17 protein-coding genes are annotated in these 17,714 nt (G+C 27.5%); all 17 read right to left on the bottom strand.

The genetic code is table 11. From position 1 onward, the window contains the following. Positions 1-38: 38 nt before the first annotated feature. Positions 39-1,928, bottom strand: coding sequence for a polysaccharide biosynthesis protein (locus tag LPB302_RS06235; RefSeq protein ID WP_053972925.1), 1,890 nt, complete (start codon positions 1,926-1,928; stop codon positions 39-41). Between the two features lie 59 nt (positions 1,929-1,987). Beyond that, positions 1,988-2,956 (bottom strand): MraY family glycosyltransferase, encoded by a 969-nt coding sequence (locus tag LPB302_RS06240; RefSeq protein ID WP_074613582.1) that lies wholly within the window; start codon positions 2,954-2,956, stop codon positions 1,988-1,990. Between the two features lie 5 nt (positions 2,957-2,961). Continuing rightward, positions 2,962-3,873, bottom strand: a complete 912-nt coding sequence (locus tag LPB302_RS06245; protein ID WP_143032732.1) for an NAD-dependent epimerase/dehydratase family protein — start codon at positions 3,871-3,873, stop codon at positions 2,962-2,964. A gap of 14 nt (positions 3,874-3,887) precedes the next feature. After that, positions 3,888-4,634, bottom strand: coding sequence for a glycosyltransferase family 2 protein (locus LPB302_RS06250; RefSeq protein ID WP_053972928.1), 747 nt, complete (start codon positions 4,632-4,634; stop codon positions 3,888-3,890). Continuing rightward, positions 4,631-5,689, bottom strand: coding sequence for a dTDP-glucose 4,6-dehydratase (gene rfbB, locus LPB302_RS06255; protein WP_053972929.1), 1,059 nt, complete (start codon positions 5,687-5,689; stop codon positions 4,631-4,633). Before rfbB ends, LPB302_RS06250 begins: the two co-directional genes overlap by 4 nt. Before the next feature lie 7 nt (positions 5,690-5,696). Continuing rightward, positions 5,697-6,569, bottom strand: coding sequence for a dTDP-4-dehydrorhamnose reductase (rfbD, locus tag LPB302_RS06260; protein WP_053972930.1), 873 nt, complete (start codon positions 6,567-6,569; stop codon positions 5,697-5,699). 3 nt (positions 6,570-6,572) lie between these two features. Then, complete coding sequence (gene rfbC / locus LPB302_RS06265; RefSeq protein ID WP_053972931.1) at positions 6,573-7,127, bottom strand: dTDP-4-dehydrorhamnose 3,5-epimerase; 555 nt, start codon at positions 7,125-7,127, stop codon at positions 6,573-6,575. Continuing rightward, positions 7,127-8,002, bottom strand: coding sequence for a glucose-1-phosphate thymidylyltransferase RfbA (gene rfbA / locus LPB302_RS06270; RefSeq protein WP_053972932.1), 876 nt, complete (start codon positions 8,000-8,002; stop codon positions 7,127-7,129). Before rfbA ends, rfbC begins: the two co-directional genes overlap by 1 nt. An 11-nt stretch (positions 8,003-8,013) precedes the next feature. Continuing rightward, entirely contained in the window at positions 8,014-8,970 is a 957-nt protein-coding gene (locus LPB302_RS06275; RefSeq protein ID WP_053972933.1) for an NAD-dependent epimerase/dehydratase family protein, read from the bottom strand. Next, entirely contained in the window at positions 8,967-9,314 is a 348-nt protein-coding gene (locus LPB302_RS06280; RefSeq protein WP_255164377.1) for an LbetaH domain-containing protein, read from the bottom strand. Before LPB302_RS06280 ends, LPB302_RS06275 begins: the two co-directional genes overlap by 4 nt. Positions 9,315-9,523: 209 nt before the next feature. Continuing rightward, positions 9,524-10,642: a glycosyltransferase gene (locus LPB302_RS06285; protein ID WP_053972935.1), complete on the bottom strand. Its 1,119-nt coding sequence runs from the start codon at positions 10,640-10,642 to the stop codon at positions 9,524-9,526. Between the two features lie 29 nt (positions 10,643-10,671). Next, positions 10,672-11,748 carry a glycosyltransferase WbsX family protein gene (locus LPB302_RS06290; RefSeq protein WP_053972936.1) on the bottom strand — a complete coding sequence of 359 codons (1,077 nt, stop codon included), beginning with the start codon at positions 11,746-11,748 and terminating at the stop codon, positions 10,672-10,674. An 18-nt stretch (positions 11,749-11,766) separates the two neighbouring features. Further along, positions 11,767-12,939: an oligosaccharide repeat unit polymerase gene (locus tag LPB302_RS06295; RefSeq protein ID WP_074613583.1), complete on the bottom strand. Its 1,173-nt coding sequence runs from the start codon at positions 12,937-12,939 to the stop codon at positions 11,767-11,769. Positions 12,940-13,016: 77 nt separating this feature from the next. Beyond that, positions 13,017-14,453 carry an oligosaccharide flippase family protein gene (locus LPB302_RS06300; RefSeq protein ID WP_053972938.1) on the bottom strand — a complete coding sequence of 479 codons (1,437 nt, stop codon included), beginning with the start codon at positions 14,451-14,453 and terminating at the stop codon, positions 13,017-13,019. Positions 14,454-14,492: 39 nt separating this feature from the next. Continuing rightward, the gene (locus LPB302_RS06305; protein WP_053972939.1) at positions 14,493-16,067 is read right to left on the bottom strand and encodes a hypothetical protein; all 1,575 of its coding nucleotides are present in this window, start codon (positions 16,065-16,067) and stop codon (positions 14,493-14,495) included. Next, entirely contained in the window at positions 16,060-16,773 is a 714-nt protein-coding gene (locus LPB302_RS06310; protein WP_053972940.1) for a CatB-related O-acetyltransferase, read from the bottom strand. Before LPB302_RS06310 ends, LPB302_RS06305 begins: the two co-directional genes overlap by 8 nt. A 9-nt stretch (positions 16,774-16,782) precedes the next feature. Next, entirely contained in the window at positions 16,783-17,682 is a 900-nt protein-coding gene (locus LPB302_RS06315) for a glycosyltransferase family 2 protein (RefSeq protein ID WP_053972941.1), read from the bottom strand. Positions 17,683-17,714: the final 32 nt, after the last annotated feature.

A 17,714-nucleotide genomic window follows, 5' to 3' on the forward strand; every position in this document is an offset into this window, starting at 1 on the left:
AATTTTGGACAAAAGTAATAATTTTGCTGAAGATACAACTAATTAATATCTAACTTTTCAAATTCAGAATTGTTAGAGATGTATTCAGGTACGATTGTTTTAATTAACCCCACAATTTCAGTGTTTGATAAGGTATTTTTACTTTTCAATAATTTTTTAATCACTCCTAAAACGCCTTCATCATTAAACGGCTGTGGTTTGGCAATCATTATTTTCTCATGATACGTTTTTAAAGTATTTTCACCACTAGCTAACAATTCTTCATACAATTTTTCTCCAGGACGTAAACCAGTAATTTCAATATCTATATCTTCAGGAAAACGCAAGCCCGATAATGATATCATACGTTTGGCCATATCAAAAATCTTTACGGATTTCCCCATATCAAAAATATATACTTCTCCTCCATTACCCATGGTCCCAGCTTCTAACACCAAACGACAAGCTTCTGGAATGGTCATAAAATAACGAGTAATGTCTTTATGAGTTACTGTTAATGGCCCGCCATTTTCTATTTGTTTTTTAAATAATGGAATTACTGAGCCGTTAGAACCTAATACATTTCCAAATCGAGTTGTTGTAAATTTTGTAAAACTTTGTTGCTTACTTAAACAGGCAATATACATTTCTGCCACTCTTTTCGTTGCACCCATTACATTCGTAGGGTTCACAGCTTTATCTGTAGAAATCATCACAAAACGTTCTACCCTGTAATTGACAGCTAAATCCGCAATTTTCTTAGTGCCTAATACATTAATTTTAATAGCCTCATATGGGCTATCTTCCATTAAAGGGACATGTTTGTAGGCTGCTGCATGAAAAACAACTTGAGGCTTATACTTTTGAAAAATATCACGCATCCTTTTTTTATCTCGAACATCAGAAACCAATGCAGAAAATTTTGTTGCTCCTGTTAAATGCAATTCTTGTTGTAAATCATACAAAGCAGATTCTGCTTGGTCAACCAAAACTAAATGCTGCAAGTTATAACGACTCAGTTGCCTTGTAATCTCAGAACCAATTGAACCCGCTGCACCAGTTACTAAAACTACTTTATCATCTACATCTCTCTTAACAATAGGATTATTGATTTCAATTTTATCACGTCCTAATAAATCATCAATATTTATTTGCTTAATTTGGTTTGCTTGTAAATCACCATCTATCCAAGTTACCAGAGCAGGAACAATTTTCACCTCCACTCCTAAATCTAGCAATTTATCTGTAATTTCTAATAGTCGCGAAGGGCGTATTTTTTGTGTTGAAATAATGACTTCGTTTAAATCATTTGTTTCTACAAACCTGTTATTAATTTTGGTAAAGTCAAAAATCTTTATTCGATCAATTTTTTTATTAATTTTATTGGGATCATCATCTATAAATCCTAGAATATCATAATTGTATTTTTTGTCACGATTTAATGCTCCATAGGTGATTATTCCTGCTTCCCCTGCCCCATAAATCAATACATTTTTTATAGTATTTACTTCTGTAGAAATTACGTCATAAAAGGCTTTAAAAATATATCGACTAATAATCAATACGAAAACAGATACCAAATAATGAATAACGATTATCGAAATTGGTACAGTAAACGAACTTAATTTAAAAATAGAATTTATTGTTACAAAAAAAACTAAGATTAATGAGATAATTGTGGCACCAAGAAATACATTAAACGCATCTTTCGTACCGGTATGACGAATAATTCCTTTATAAGACCCCACCGTTAAAAAACTTAATAAAGCTATAAAAGCAATTACAGGGATTTGAATTAAAAACCAATCCGTATTAAAATCAAAACTAATATTGAAACGAATCGCATATGCGAGAATAAAAGAAAAACAAACTAGAAAAACATCTATACAAAGTACCAACCAGCGAGAGGCATATTTATTTAAGGTTTTCAGAAAGAAACTTCGTAACATATACTTTTTTTTCTACGGTAAATTTACAATATTTATAATTGGTTTTAAGGTATAATAAATTAACTCAAATTCGATTTTATTAGTTTCAATTTTTTAAAACTAAAAATATAAAATAAAATAAAACAAAAAATTAAACCAAAAAACAAAGTCCACTGAATGAAAAGCGTAGTTTTATAAAATTGTAATAATATCAGATTCACAATAAGCTGTATTAATCCATAAACTAAAGATACTTGGAGGTGTGAGAAAATTTTAAAGTCTACTAATTTCTGATAGAGATGATGACGATGTGGTTCAAATATACTTTCTTCTGTGAATAGTTTTCGATAAATTAAGGTGTTACCAGCATCTGCACCATAAACTATTACCGTTAATAAAAAGAGAGGTGACTTAAAGTTTATGGTATAATATAATCCAATAAAAAAAAGTAATAGTCCAATACTAATACTTCCAATATCACCCCCAAAGAACAACGCTTTTTTTCTAAAATTATAGAAACAAAAAATTATTATTGAAATTATACTATAAATAAACAAATCGTCTGAAATTAAATTTTCACTTAAATTTAAAATATAAAATGAACTTATTACAATTAAGCTATAAAAACCTGTAATCCCATTAACACCATCCATAAAATTAAACATATTTATAATAGCCAATCCTAAAAAAAGAAAGATCATTGGCAAATAAAATGGTAATGAAAAGGTATTCAACTGCACTAATACTAAAAAAACGGCAAGCAATTGAAAAGGAAACCTAACCTTAGAACTTAAGGTATACATATCGTCTAAAAAACTTACTATAGAAATTAAAACAACTCCTAAAATAAAATAAGAATATTGATAATCGTTTGAAATAAAAAATAGTAAAATAGAAATTGGGAAAATAATTCCTCCCCCTCTGACTGTGATTTTTGTGTGCGAACTTCTTTGATTTGGCTTGTCTATTATTTTAAATTTGATCGCTAATTTAAAATATAAAAAAGATAATACGATCAAAAGGATTGTAATAAAAATATAGATTTTCATAAATATTAGAATGATGCTATCGTTTTTTCTAAACCTTTTTGGGTGGTCAAAGGTAATTCTTTTTGAATTGCTTTCTTTATTTTGGTATTTGAAACGGTATAGTTTTCAGTTAACTTTTGTAACTTTTCAGAATTTATTGGCAAAGGTAAGATATCACCTATTTTGGCTAAAATGTTCACTAAAAATTTAGAGACTTTCAAAATCTCAGCAGGTTTACCTACAATTTCACCTATAATTTCTACTAAGTTTACAGTAGATAAAGGTGTATCATCAGCAATGTTATAAATACCTGATGAAATTTTAACATTATCAATCAACTCATTAATAATAAAACATAAATTTTCTACGGAAACAAAAGATCTTTTATTTTCATATTTACCAAAAGGATAAGGAATGCCTTTAGACACAAAGCTATACAAAAGGTTTAAATTCCCTTTATTATTAGGCCCATGAATCATACATGGCCTTAATATATATACCCTTTTACCTTCTTGAATCTCTTTAGATAATATGTAATTTTCCGCTGCTAACTTAGATTTACCATATGCAGTTATTGGGCTTGGAATTACTTCTTCTGTTAATTGATCTTCTACATTATCCGCTGCTGCTTTTACAGAGCTCATATATATAAAAACTTCACATTCACTTTTTAAAAATTGATCAAACAAAGTTTTAGTTAATTCTGTATTTACTTCAAAATATTCTTTGTCCTCTGATGTATTCTTTAAATCATGTGCTTTACCGGCAAGGTGAATAAAACTTTTAGCATTATTAAAGTCTTCTAAAGTTAAGGTTGAATAACTCTTATCATCTTTGGTTGGATTTCTAGAAATACCAATCGTAATTTTCTTTTCCTTTTTTAAATAGTTAGAAAGATTTTGACCTACAAAACCTTTATTACCTGTTATAAATTGCATTTTTTTATACAAAACTAAACTTTATTTAAAAATCCAACAATCTTCCAGAAACCTCTTAATTTAACTTTAGTATAATTAAAAGGAATATTATTTCTTGTTAAAGCTTTTTTTATCTCTTTAGAAATTAATCGATAACTACTTAAACCAGAACTACTCAGACCACCAATTAACATAGATGTTGTGGTTATGTAAGAAAATTTCCAAGTAATTTTATTTTTAAGAAAGAAACGTGTAATTAATTCATAATCGGCACCTATTGTGTAATCTAATTGATACAAACCAAATCTATCAAACAATTCTCTTTTAAAAAAAATTGCAGGATGGGCAGGCATAAAACCAATTTTTAGTTTATTTGGTTTCCAATTTTTAGCAGAATATTTTCTAACTATTTTTCCATTTTGGTTGATTTGTACTATGTTTCCAATAGATGCATCAATTGAATTTTCATGATGAAATTTTGCGATTTCCTCTAACACTATTTCTGAATGAAAAATATCATCAGAATTTAAAACACCTATAATATCTCCAGTTGCTAAGGCAATACCCTTATTCATTGCATCATACAATCCTTTATCGGGTTCTGAAATCCATTTTTCGATTCTCGATTGATGTTTTTTTATAATATTTAATGTATTATCTATAGAATCACCATCTATAACTATATACTCTACATTATTATATGTTTGAGATATAACCGATTCTATAGTATTTTCTATAGTTTTTTCACTGTTGTAACAAACTGTTATTATAGAGATTTTCATGACTTTTTTGTATTATACATCTCAACATAATACTTCGAATAATCTCTAGAAGTTACATTTTGTAACCAATCTTCATTTTCTAAATACCATTTTACTGTTTTATCAATTCCTTCTTCAAATTGTAAGGATGGTTCCCAACCTAATTCATCTTTTAATTTTGTTGAATCAATCGCATATCGTAAGTCATGACCTGCCCTATCAGTAACAAAAGTAATAAGTTTTTCTGATGTACCTTCAGGTCTTCCTAAATATTTATCTACTGTTTTAATGATTACTTTTATCAAATCAATATTTTTCCATTCGTTAAAACCTCCTATATTATAAGTTTCGCCTAATTTTCCGCTATGAAAAATAACATCTATTGCTCTTGCGTGATCGTTAACAAATAACCAATCTCTAACATTTTCTCCTTTTCCGTAAACTGGTAAAGGTTTGTTGTTTTTTATATTATTGATGAATAATGGAATTAATTTTTCTGGAAATTGATAGGATCCGTAATTATTAGAACAGTTAGAAATTAAAGTTGGAAGATTATACGTGTCCTGGAAAGCTCTTACAAAATGATCTGAAGAAGCTTTTGATGCTGAATAAGGCGAATGTGGATCATAAGCAGTAGTTTCTGTAAAAAAACCTTCTTTACCTAAAGAACCGTAGACTTCATCTGTAGAAACATGATAAAACAATTTGTTTTCATAGTTTTCATTCCAATATAATTTTGCTGTTTGTAACAAACTCAACGTTCCCATTACATTAGTTTGTGCAAATGAAAACGGATCTTTAATCGATCTATCTACGTGAGATTCTGCTGCTAAATGAATTACATTATCAATTTTATATTTTTTAAAAATATTTTTTACGCTTTCAAAATCACAAATATCACATTTAACAAATGTATAATTTTCCTTATTTTCAATATCTTTTAGATTTGCCAAATTACCTGCGTAAGTTAACACATCCATATTGATAATGCTATAATTTGGATATTTATTGACTAAAAGTCTTACTAAATGGGATCCTATAAAACCTGCGCCACCAGTTACTAATATATTTTTCATGCTACTTTTATTTGTGATTTAATTTTGAAATACATTGCTTTAATGCCTCTCTCCAATATGGAATTTCTATGCCAAAATCTTTTTTTATTTTTGATTTATTTAACACTGAAAAATGAGGTCGTTTTGCTAAAGTTGGATAATCTTTGGTTTCTATTGGTTTTACATTACAATTTGTATTAGAAATATCCATAATTGCTGTGGCAAAATCAAACCAAGAGGCAACGCCTTCATTAGAAAAATGATATAACTTACCATTTCTACTAATTTTTTCTTTCTCTTTATTCGTTAAAATTTCTAAACAAGTTTTTGCCAAATCTTTTGCGTAGGTTGGTGTACCCACTTGATCAAAAATAACGCCTAATTCTTCTCGTTCATTACCTAAACGCATCATAGTTTTTACGAAATTATTTCCACAAGAAGAATATAACCAAGAAGTTCTAATGACAATTGCATCAATATCATTATCTAAAATTGCCAATTCTCCTTCTCTTTTCGTATTTCCATACACTCCAATAGGATTAATTTCGTCCTCTTCTTGATATGGTAAAAAGCTATTTCCATCGAAAACATAATCTGTGGAAATATGAATACATTTTCCTTCAGTCTTTTTTAATGCATTTACAATATTTAAAACACCTATTGCATTTACTTCTTTAGCAATACCTTGCTCTTTTTCAGCTTTATCGACTGCTGTATATGCCGCACAATTTATAACAGCCTCAATATTATTTTCTACGAGAAAACTTTCTAACTGATTGTAATTACAAATATCCAATGCTGATGAACCTTTGAAAATAAGATTATGAGCTTTGTAATTATCTTTTATATCGTTTATTTCAGATCCTAACTGACCATTAGCACCTGTGATAAGAATATTCATATGTTAAAAATCAAAAGGTGAATCTAAATCCTTAAAAAAAGTAAGATTTTTATCTTTTTCAGATAGTAAAACTTCTTCTTCATTTAAACCCCAATCAATTGCTAGATCATTATCATTCCAACGAATACCATAATCATATTCTGGAGCGTATGTATTGTCCACTTTATATCCAAAAACAGCTGTATCACTTAAAACAGAAAAACCGTGCGCAAAACCTCTTGGCACAAACAATTGTCTTTTATTTTCACCTGATAATTCTACAGCGACATGTTCTCCGTAAGTTGGTGAACCTTTTCTAACATCCACAGCCACATCCATTACTCGTCCTTCAATACACCTTACTAATTTGGCTTGGTTAAAGGGGGGGGTTTGAAAGTGTAATCCTCTTAAAACTCCTTTTGAAGATTTAGATTCATTATCCTGTACAAATTTTATTGGGTAAATATGTTCTTCAAATTGTTTCAGATTGAAAGATTCTAAAAAATATCCCCTATGATCTCCGAAAACATTAGGTTCAATGATGTAAACATCTTGAATTTTAGTTTTTATAAACTTCATTATTTCTTAGCTAGTTTTAATAGATATTGTCCATACCCATTCTTTTTTAAAGGTTCTGCCAATCTTTTTAATTGTTTGGCATCAATGTATTTCATGTAATAAGCAATTTCTTCTAAACAAGCCACCTTCAATCCCTGTCTTTTTTCTATAGTTTCTATAAACTGACCTGCTTCCATTAAAGAATCGTGTGTCCCTGTATCTAACCAAGCGAAACCTCTTCCCATTAATTGAACTTTTAGTTCTTTTTTTTCTAAATATTGTTGATTAATAGTTGTGATTTCTAATTCACCTCTATCCGAAGGTTTTATTCTTTTGGCAATTTCTACAACTTCATCTGTGTAAAAATACAAACCTACTACTGCATAATTAGATTTTGGTTTTTCTGGTTTTTCTTCAATGGAAGTTACGTTTCCTTCGGTATCAAATTCTGCAACTCCATATCTTTCAGGATCATTTACATAATAACCAAAAACAGTTGATTTTCTATCTTTTTCTACATTTTCTTTGGCTGCTTTCAACATTTCTGTTAACCCATGACCGTAAAAAATATTATCTCCCAACACCAAACATACGTCATCATTTCCAATAAATTCTTCTCCAATAATAAACGCTTGCGCTAAACCATCTGGACTTGGCTGCACTTTATAAGATAATTTAATCCCTAAATCGTTACCGTTACCTAATAGCTTTTCAAAATTTGGCAAGTCCTCTGGAGTAGAAATTATTAAAATCTCTTTAATACCAGACAACATTAATACAGATAACGGATAATAAATCATGGGTTTATCATAAACAGGTAATAACTGTTTTGATACGCCTTTTGTAATCGGATACAATCTAGTTCCGCTTCCTCCTGCCAATATTATTCCTTTCATAAATATTTATTTTATTGCTCTTTAATCCAAATTAGAGTTTTTTTCACACCTTCAATTCTGGTGTAAGGTAGCACTGGCGCTAACTCTGAGGTGTTTTCTAGGCATACAATATTATTAGTTGTCATATTTTTTAATCTAAATGAGGTCATCGGAAATGATAAACCAATTAAGTTTAAAAAATCTCCAAAATAGCCAGCAAACTTAATTAAACTGAATGGCATTCTTTTAATCTTTATATTTAATTCTGTCCCAATCTCATTTGCCCAAGTTTCTATATTTGTTGGAGGATGGTCTCCCAAATAAAAAACTTTATTTTTTTTATTAGTAGTTTTAGCTAATAATATTTTATCAATCTGATATACTGTATTAAGTACAAAACCATAGGTTTTTGTGCATCCTGAACTACCTATATGAAAATATTTATTTTTCATAATAATATCAAAAAAATTTTTGTAGGGTACATCAAACCAAGGACCCCAAATAGAAGTTGGTCTCAAAATAGCCCAATCACATTTTGGCACATTTTCCCAAACAATCTTTTCAGTTAAAACCTTACTTTCTCCATAAACTGTACTTGGCCTATACTGTAGCTGGTCAACTGGTATAAATCCAGGCTTACAAACTAACATAGAAGAAAAAATTAATATTTTTTTAAGATTACCTAAATTGTTTGAAACCGATAATAAATTCTCAACTCCTCTAATATTAGTTTTATAATCTTCCAAGGTTTTTCCATTTAAATCAGTTTTAGCGGCTAAATGAATTATAAATTCTGGATTAAATTCTTCTGTAGCTTTATTTAAAAAAAATAAATCATTAATATCCCCTTTTAACCAATATGATTTGTGCTTTTTAATTTTTGGTTTTACTATATCTATATTTATTACTTCATAATTATTTGAAATAAAATGTTCAACAACATTTGTACCAATAAAACCTGAACCTCCGGTAATTAATATTTTACTCATAAACTTTTTCTCTGTTTTATTGCTTTTGCTGGATTACCAACGTAAATATAACCTCCTTCTAAATCTTTTGTAACAACAGATGCTGAACCTATAACTGCTCCCTTTCCTATAGTTATTCCCATATTTATAAAAACATTACTAGAAATCCAAACTTCATCTCTAATAAATATAGGCTTTTTAATAGTCGGGAAATTTTGTAAACTTACATCATGTGCTGCAGTAGCTACAAATATATTATGTGCAAACGCAACGTTATTTCCAATACTTATCTTATCTACACTATATAACTCAACATTATCTCCAATCCAACAGAAATTTCCAATACTTATATTCCAAGGATACAAAATTCTTGCTGATGGACTAATTTTAACATTTTTTCCAATTTTTGCCCCAAATATTCTATAAATAAATATTCTCCACCGATTTAAAAACTTCGGTGATGTCCTAATGAATAATAAACAAAAGATTCTATAAAATTGAATAAAATATATAGACTTCTCTCGTTTTAAATGATAAGTATATTTGCTTAAATCTTGGTACATATTTTAAAATATTAATGAATGAAATCTGGTTTTTCAGTTTTATTAAGTATCCAACTATACATGTCTAATGTCTTTCTAGTGACGATTTCGAGAGAATATTTTTTCTCTACTAAATTTCTACCATTAGCTCCCATCTTTTTAATATCAAAATTACTTTTATTTAATACTTCAAGTAATGCCCTTTTTAAAGGCTCAGTACCAACGTCAATCCACCAACCACATTTTTCAATTATTAAATCATGCCAAGGAGCTCCTTTGGTTGTTATTACAGGAATTTCACAAGCTAAGGCTTCTATTATTACTATACCAAAATTTTCACTATGTGTTGGAAGAACAAAAACATCAGCAGTTTTATAAGCTTCATATTTTAATTTATCATCAAAAATTGGTGGTAATATTTGTATAGAATCTGTAAGATTTTTGTTTACAATTCTATTCATCAAAGATTGGATATATTCCGTTTCTCCATTACCAATAATTTTAATAACCCATTGTTCCTTATTATCATGTTCTATTTGTGACCAAGCATCTATAAGCATTTCTAGTCCTTTCTTAGGATGAATTCTTGAAAGAAAAAGAAATGATTTTTTTTTAATTTTCTCGTGTTTATTATGTTTTTCATAATATATTGGAAATTTAGTTAAATCTATTCCGTTTGGAATTATAGCAATAGGATTCGTAAAACCTAATTTCTTAACACTTTGCATTTCGGATTTGGCTGTAACATGTATACAACTAGATCTAGCAATATCTTTTCTCTGATATATAAACAATGCCAAATATTTTATTAATTTGTTATGACTCAATGACCAATCCTCTAACATCCCATGTGGTGATACTACGTAAGGAATTTTATGTTTCTTAGCTCGTGAAACCATTTTATGCAAAAACAAACTCCAAATACCATTAATATGAAATATATCTTCTAATGGTTTATTTAACAAATTTTGTTTCTTATTATAAGATTTTAAGATAACATCATTATTAAATTTAAGAGGCACATTTGATTTATTATATGAAACTTTTAAGAATGTATTTGATTTTATTAAAGAGTTAGATAAATCTCTAACATATATAGCTGTTCCACCAGCACTCTTATCTATACTATTTACAATGTGATTTATTTTCATTTAAAATTTTATAAAATATACTTAAGAAATTAAATTTCTTTAACTTCTTCCCCTAATATCTCTATATATTTCTTGCCAAATTTCAAGTCAGGCTCCATATAGTTACCCTCTCCCCATTCGTTCCAAGATTTTAAAAATAAAACTTTTCTTTTTTTATGCTTCGTAACATCCAAAGCTTTTTGCACGTGCTTTCGAAAAAAAAGAGGTTTAGATTCATGAAATACAACTCCTTTATTCCCGCTTCTTGGTGTATGATCCCAGTTTGGGATTATAGTCGGTATGATTTCTTCAGATTTATCAATATCTTGAATAAAATATCTAGAAATGAAAGAATATTTAAGTTTAAGTGGTTTTTTTAATATTTTAAATTTAAAAAGTTGAAAAGAAATTTTTTTTATTACCTCTTTATTAAATCTATATTCACCATTCCTAACTATATTAACACAATTAAAACCTAAATTTAAAATTTCATCTTTTTCTTTAATATTGACAGTATGTCCTATGAAAAAAAATCCTTCAGATAATTTTTCTTTACTAATTAATTTGTTCCAAATTTCAATGAATTTTTTTGCATCTTTTAATAAAAAAGGCTTGTACACAACAAAAACAGGTTTGTTTTCAATTGTTATATAACGTTTATCTTTCAAAGCTGGTAATATTGAATAAAAATGATTTATAATGTCTTCTTCTCCTGGATAGAGTTGCTCAATTAACATTTTGTCATTACTAGTATCGTTAAGGTTCCAAACTTTGGCTTTCCAGGATTCGTTCGCCCAACCTAAGCAAAATGGAAAGTTTGGTTTCTTTGTGTTTAAAATTTCTTTCATTGGCAAATCTAAAAGCTGTTTTCCATTACCAAACCAATAGTGCCAATAACAAAAACCATGAATGCCCGCTTGTCTAGCTAATTCTGCTTGTTTTTCTCTAACTTGAGGCACCCTTAAATCATAGTATCCTAAATCAGCAGGAATTTTAGGCTGATAATGATTTTTAAAAAGTTTTTTTGCTTTCCCTACATTTGTCCACTCCGTAAAGCCTTCACCCCACCATTTATTGTTTTCTTTAAAAGGATAATATTGAGGAAGATAGTAAGCAATTATTTTCATAACTTTTTATTTATTTAATTAATTAGTAATTTTATTGCAAGATCCAATTGCAAACCAAAATAGTGGCGCAACAATTTGAAATGAAAACATATCTGATCCAACTGCTTGTAAGCATACCATAATTATTATACAAATATTTATATAATTATCTTTTAGATTATATATACCTAATTTTATAGCATTGAAAATTATTAGTAGAAAAATTGAAAAACCTACAAAACCCAATTCCGCAATCATTCTAAAATAATTACCATCAGGAATATAGAGATTAGAAAACTCCACAGCTTTATGTCCATATCTACCTAAACCATCACCAGTGATAAAACTTTTAGTATGTGATAGCCCTGCAAACCAACTACCACTTCTACTATCTATTGCATCCGAAAAAGAATTAAACCTTTCATATAAATCATCTAAAAATTCAGGGTTAAATTCCAAAAGTTTATAAATAGATATTAAAACAATAAAAAGCTCAAAAAATAAAATTTTAAACTTTTGAGATTTAAATTTAAAAATAATTAAATAATTAAACCAGAGAATAGCAAATAACCCTGTGTAAAGAGCAGCTCTTCTAAACGATAAAACTAAAGCGACAAGACAAATTAAAAAAATAATTTTTCCTTTTTTAAACTTACTATTATATAGTTTTCCTAATGATAACAACAAACTTATCGCCCCAAGAGAACCAGTTGCTGTAATACCTAAAATTGAATGATAGTTGATAGTGTAACCTATTGGATTTGTTCCTGTTCCGTCAATTTTATTCATAAAAAACATATAATTATACGGTAAAGTAAAATAAAAATAAAATCCAACTAGAAAACAACCAGCTAATGCATATAAAGTGGTGTTATAGAAAGAATTTTGATAATTTAATCTTCCAAAAAAATAAAAAGGGATAATTGGTAAAATTGAGTTTGAAAATTCTTTAAAAAAAACACTGTAAGGCAAACCTGAAAAAGTAAAAAAAACAAACGAAAAAATATTATATATAATATAAAAGATAACAAGAACATCAAGGCCTTTTCTTATTAAAAACTTTTTTTTATAATATAAAACGGTTGAAGCAAGTACTAATATAAATGACATAAATAATCCAACCCTGATAAAAGTTAGATAAATAGCACTAAAATATATCAATACAGATATAAAGTAGTAGTTTTTTAAAAGATCTATTTTTTCAAATTTCATCATTATTCTTTACAAATATATATATATTTAAATCTAAAAACTCATCTGATTAAACCATTTCTTGAGCCTAAGAAAATTTATTTTTTATAAGTGATAAATAAGGTTTTAGATACTTCTTTTATTTTATTTTTTTTCAATATAAAAACTAAGCCAAGCAATAATATTAATAAAGTATATCTTAATAAAATTGAGTTATAGAAAAAAAGCATTATAAATGAGACACCTATGGTTAGCAATGCAGAAACCCATATGAAATTATCATCAAACACAACTTTTTTACAAATATTTTTATACCCAAAATAATGAAATATTGATAAAATGAGGTAACTAATAAATGTAGTATAAGCAGCTGCTGTATAACCGTAAATCGGTATGAAACTACTATTTAACATGTAATTTATTAAAGCAGTAATTACAGAGCCAATTGCAATAATTTTTGTTTTTTTATGATATAGCTCTAAACTGGAATAAGAATTATAAATATATTGAAATAAAGCACTCAATGCTATTGGAACAATAACCCATTTTGCTTCCCAAAATTCTTTAGCACCCAAAACTTTTAAAACCTCTGGACCTACAGCTATTATGACTATTGTCAATAGACATACAATAAAAGTTATGATACGATGAGAATCTTTTATTTGTAATAATTCGTTTGTTTTGTACTTTGTATAAAGCCATGGCTTATACGCTTGTAAGATTGCATTTGAGAAAATCATAAGTAATATAGCATACGCGAAACCAAAGCTATATAAACCTGCGTCAGAACTTCCAGAGCTATCAATAATCATAATTCTATCAATTTGATTTAAAACTACCATAGCTAGAGCATGCGGAATCATTGGTAAAGAAATTTTTAAAGCGTATTTCCAATATTTCTTAACATTAGCAAACCAACCCTCTCTTATTATTTTAATAAAGAAAAAAATCCCCATTAAAAACATTGGTAAAATTAATCCAATAATTCTACCATAATATCTATCTACATTAAAAACAAAAAATATAAGAATTAAACAAGAAAATATAGCTCCAAAAGAATTTACAAAAGCAATATAAATATTCTCTTTATACTTTAATTGAAATTTATACTTTTCTTGGGAAAAGACCACAGATGGCAAAACTAGTAAATAGATAAACATAACTAGAACCAAATCTCCATCTAAAATCATCCATTCAGCTAATTTTTGTTTAAATAATACAGCTATAATAAGAAATATTAATGCGGATATGTTGCCTAAAGTTTGTATAGATGCTATATACTTATTTAATTGTTTTGGAAAATCCATTTTTGCAACACCTATTGAGTAAGGCAAACCTAAACCTGTGAAGATTAAAAAAATATTCATCCAAGCTATAAAGTTAGCTGCAATTCCATAATCAGAAGTACTCAAAATTCTAGTAAAAATTGGAGCAGTCAAAAGTGCACTAGCTCTGATCAAAATATTTGCAATCATATAACCAGAACCGGATTTGATTGCTACAGAATTAAAGTTATCTTGTTTTTTGTTTTTCAATGATTTTAATTAATAATTGATAATATTTAAATAATTTCACTAATCTAAAGCAGTATAGGCTTTGTCAAAAAAACTTTCAAGTGCTATAATTTCTTGCTTATAACTATCATTGATAATACTTTCGCCTTTAAGTATTCTTTCTCCCTCAGAGATTAAGTATTTGTGATTAATTTTAGTGCCAACTTCCTTTACAGTTGCTAAATATGCTGCACAAGATTTCTCATTATCTATAGTACCAAAAGAGATTAATAATTCAGGTAATTCTTCAAATGATTTAATACGAGTAATACCATCAATTAATTTAAATGGGACATCACCAAAAATTATCGATTTACGGCCTAGCAATGCACATTCGAAAGCAGCAGTCCCTGTAATCGTAATAACGCCCTTTGCATTTTCTATCCAAGGTTTAGGGTCTTGATAATGATTAATTTGTACTAATCTAACATTAGGTATTTTTTTTACCTTTTTGTAAAAAGAATATTCTCTTTCTCCTAACATAGCCTGATGTTCTTTTACATATAATTTCCAGTTAAGAGGTAAAGATTTTGAAACTTGCTCAATGATATTAAGTTCGTTAATATAAAAAGGAGCTTTAACAAATGTAGTAGATTCTGGAATCAAATGTAAAGGCATATATACGTATACTTCGTCTTTTATAGGTGTCTCGAAATATCTATTAGGCCTAAGCAAAAATTGTTTTTTTATTTCTACATTTATGTAATAACAAAAATGTTTTATAGGATTTGCATAAAGAATATTATTTTTTTGGGTTAATTCTAGATTTCGATTTCTTATATAAACATCATAAAAATATATTAATTTACCCATCAGAAATTTAGATACAAAAATGAAGTTACTAGGTTTATATTGGCTTGTAATTGTCCCCTTAAATTCATTAGACATAATTTTAGATTTATTCTTAAAATCTATAATATATTCAATTTCCTCTTTTAAATCTTTTTTCGGTAAACTAAACTTAAGGCTATAATTTTTATAAAAAATTTCACTGACCCCAAGACCTAAAGTATAGGTTGGTATCTTGTAATTTTCGAATCTAGGGTAATCAATATTTATATATGGTATATTTTTTTTATAGGCAACTTCATTCAAAGCTGTTCTTAAAAATTCTCCATCTTCTATATCTAAAATTAAATCTGGTTTAAAATCTTCTAAAACTTGTTCAATTTTCTTGTAAGAAAGTTCTATAAAATTTAAACATTGGTTATAAGAAGATTGTTTAAAAAAATCTCTTGTATGAAAGTGTCTACTTAATAATTGACTAGATGTAACTTGTAAATTTAAATTCTTAAAATGTGTGTATTTTTTTTCAATTAAATCCAAATATTCGGCATCATAATTATCTCTATTATTTTTTTCATTATATTCTTTACAAAAATCTGAAAGTCCATAAAGTTTAACAGTTGGCAGTTCCTCTTTAAACTTATAATATGTATTTTCATTATATCTGCTTTTATTATAATAACTTTCTAAGGGGTGAATAAAAAAAGCACCTACTTGATTATTAGATTCAATTTTTTTTTTCGCGAAAAAATACATTGGAAACGAAAAACTTTCTTTACATATTAATAAAATTCTTTTTCCTTTAATCATTAATTTTATTTTTTATTTCCTCTATTGATTGTTTAGCTATGTCAGTTTCAAAAAATTCCCTGTTTCTTAAAATCTTATTTGTATCCCATTTCCACCATTCTATTTCTTCTAAAAAAAGAATTTTATTTTCAGAAAATCGAGCTGAAATTATTTTAGCCGGATTTCCAAATGCAATACTATATTTAGGTATATCTTTAGTCACAATACTTCCAGCTCCAATTACTGCACCTCTTCCTATTTTGATTCCAGCTGTAATAACTGAATTTGAACCAATCCAAACGTCTTCCTCTATTATCGTTTTTCCCTTTGTAATAATTTCTTCAGCAATATTACCTTGAAAAATTTTATTAATAATAAATGAACTAGTACTCCGATTAAAAGCATGGTTGAAATCTACTATACAAACATTTTGACCTATAGACGTAAAACTACCTATATTGATTTTTTCTTTTATGGAATTTATAATAGTTCCAGGACCTGTAATACTAACAAAATTACCGATTGAAACATTTCCAAAACATTTTGTATCGGAAATTTTACAACCAATACCAATTTCTGAAATAGAACAAATTGAATTAGTTATCCTAGAAGGGTATTTTTTATTAAAATTTAAAATAGAGATGTTATAATTAATTACTGATTGCTTATCAGTAATTATATTCTTATTTGACTTCAATAAAATCCTTTTTAAAAATTCTTTAATCATAAAATTTAATTAATTATTTTTAAATGAAAAATATTGTTTTTTAAAATAAAATAAAAGTTTATTCAAAGATAATTTACTCATTAAATAAAACAACAGTATTTTAGACGACTTACTTAGGTCATATGTTTTTTTATAATATTTTTTAGGATTTTCTCCATTAGCAAGCATATATTCTGCTATTTTTAAATTAAATCTTGCTTCAATACTTTTATTTTTCTCTATAGCCTCCTTATGAATATTATAAATTAACTTTAGCCCTGCAATTGCTGATTTTGCATTCAAAGAAATACTATTAACTTGTAAATAAGATTTTACCAACACTTTATTTAGATGTTTAAGATTAAAAAAAAGAGAAATCCTCAACATAAGTTCCCAATCTTGAAAACGAGGCATCCTTTCATCAAAATTATAATTTTCAAAAACCTTTTTTTTACCTAAAATCGTTTGAGTACTAGTAAAATTTTCAAACAATAATTGATTGAAAGAATTTGAATTATTTTCAGGCACATAGGGTGGATAAATTTCATTTTTTTTTCCCTCAATTCTTTGCATAGAACATGAAACAATATCACAATCTTCTTCTGACAAAAATTCTAATTGCCTTTCTAACTTTTCTGGAAGCCACTCGTCATCACTATCTTGAAAGGCAATATAATCACCTTTTGCTAAGTTAATACCTCTATTTCTTGACCCACAGGCTCCAATATTCTTAGCATTTTTATAATATGAAACTTTATCACTGTTCAATTCTAATATTATTTCTTCAGTATTATCTGTGGAACCATCATCGATTACAATAACTTCAATATTCTTGTATGTCTGATCTAAGACACTTTGGATTGCTAATTTTATTGTACTCCCTCTATTATAGGAAGGTATAATTACAGAGACCATCGTTGTTTTATTCATCTAATTATTTTGTTTATTCTTTTAAAACTGTT

Origin of the sequence: Polaribacter dokdonensis, from assembly GCF_024362345.1 — a bacterium.
GTDB classification, from domain to species: domain Bacteria; phylum Bacteroidota; class Bacteroidia; order Flavobacteriales; family Flavobacteriaceae; genus Polaribacter; species Polaribacter dokdonensis.

Excerpts from the sequence above, each read along its gene's own strand:
- LPB302_RS06285 (WP_053972935.1), bottom strand. The coding sequence starts at position 10,642 with ATGAAAATAAATCACATTGTAAATAGTATAGATAAGAGTGCTGGTGGA.
- LPB302_RS06295 (WP_074613583.1), bottom strand. The coding sequence starts at position 12,939 with ATGAAATTTGAAAAAATAGATCTTTTAAAAAACTACTACTTTATATCT.
- LPB302_RS06235 (WP_053972925.1), bottom strand. The coding sequence starts at position 1,928 with ATGTTACGAAGTTTCTTTCTGAAAACCTTAAATAAATATGCCTCTCGC.
- LPB302_RS06275 (WP_053972933.1), bottom strand. The coding sequence starts at position 8,970 with ATGAGTAAAATATTAATTACCGGAGGTTCAGGTTTTATTGGTACAAAT.
- rfbA (WP_053972932.1), bottom strand. The coding sequence starts at position 8,002 with ATGAAAGGAATAATATTGGCAGGAGGAAGCGGAACTAGATTGTATCCG.
- LPB302_RS06305 (WP_053972939.1), bottom strand. The coding sequence starts at position 16,067 with ATGATTAAAGGAAAAAGAATTTTATTAATATGTAAAGAAAGTTTTTCG.
- rfbC (WP_053972931.1), bottom strand. The coding sequence starts at position 7,127 with ATGAAGTTTATAAAAACTAAAATTCAAGATGTTTACATCATTGAACCT.
- LPB302_RS06290 (WP_053972936.1), bottom strand. The coding sequence starts at position 11,748 with ATGAAAATAATTGCTTACTATCTTCCTCAATATTATCCTTTTAAAGAA.
- LPB302_RS06315 (WP_053972941.1), bottom strand. The coding sequence starts at position 17,682 with ATGAATAAAACAACGATGGTCTCTGTAATTATACCTTCCTATAATAGA.
- rfbB (WP_053972929.1), bottom strand. The coding sequence starts at position 5,689 with ATGAAAAATATATTAGTAACTGGTGGCGCAGGTTTTATAGGATCCCAT.
- LPB302_RS06245 (WP_143032732.1), bottom strand. The coding sequence starts at position 3,873 with ATGCAATTTATAACAGGTAATAAAGGTTTTGTAGGTCAAAATCTTTCT.
- LPB302_RS06250 (WP_053972928.1), bottom strand. The coding sequence starts at position 4,634 with ATGAAAATCTCTATAATAACAGTTTGTTACAACAGTGAAAAAACTATA.
- LPB302_RS06240 (WP_074613582.1), bottom strand. The coding sequence starts at position 2,956 with ATGAAAATCTATATTTTTATTACAATCCTTTTGATCGTATTATCTTTT.
- LPB302_RS06310 (WP_053972940.1), bottom strand. The coding sequence starts at position 16,773 with ATGATTAAAGAATTTTTAAAAAGGATTTTATTGAAGTCAAATAAGAAT.
- rfbD (WP_053972930.1), bottom strand. The coding sequence starts at position 6,569 with ATGAATATTCTTATCACAGGTGCTAATGGTCAGTTAGGATCTGAAATA.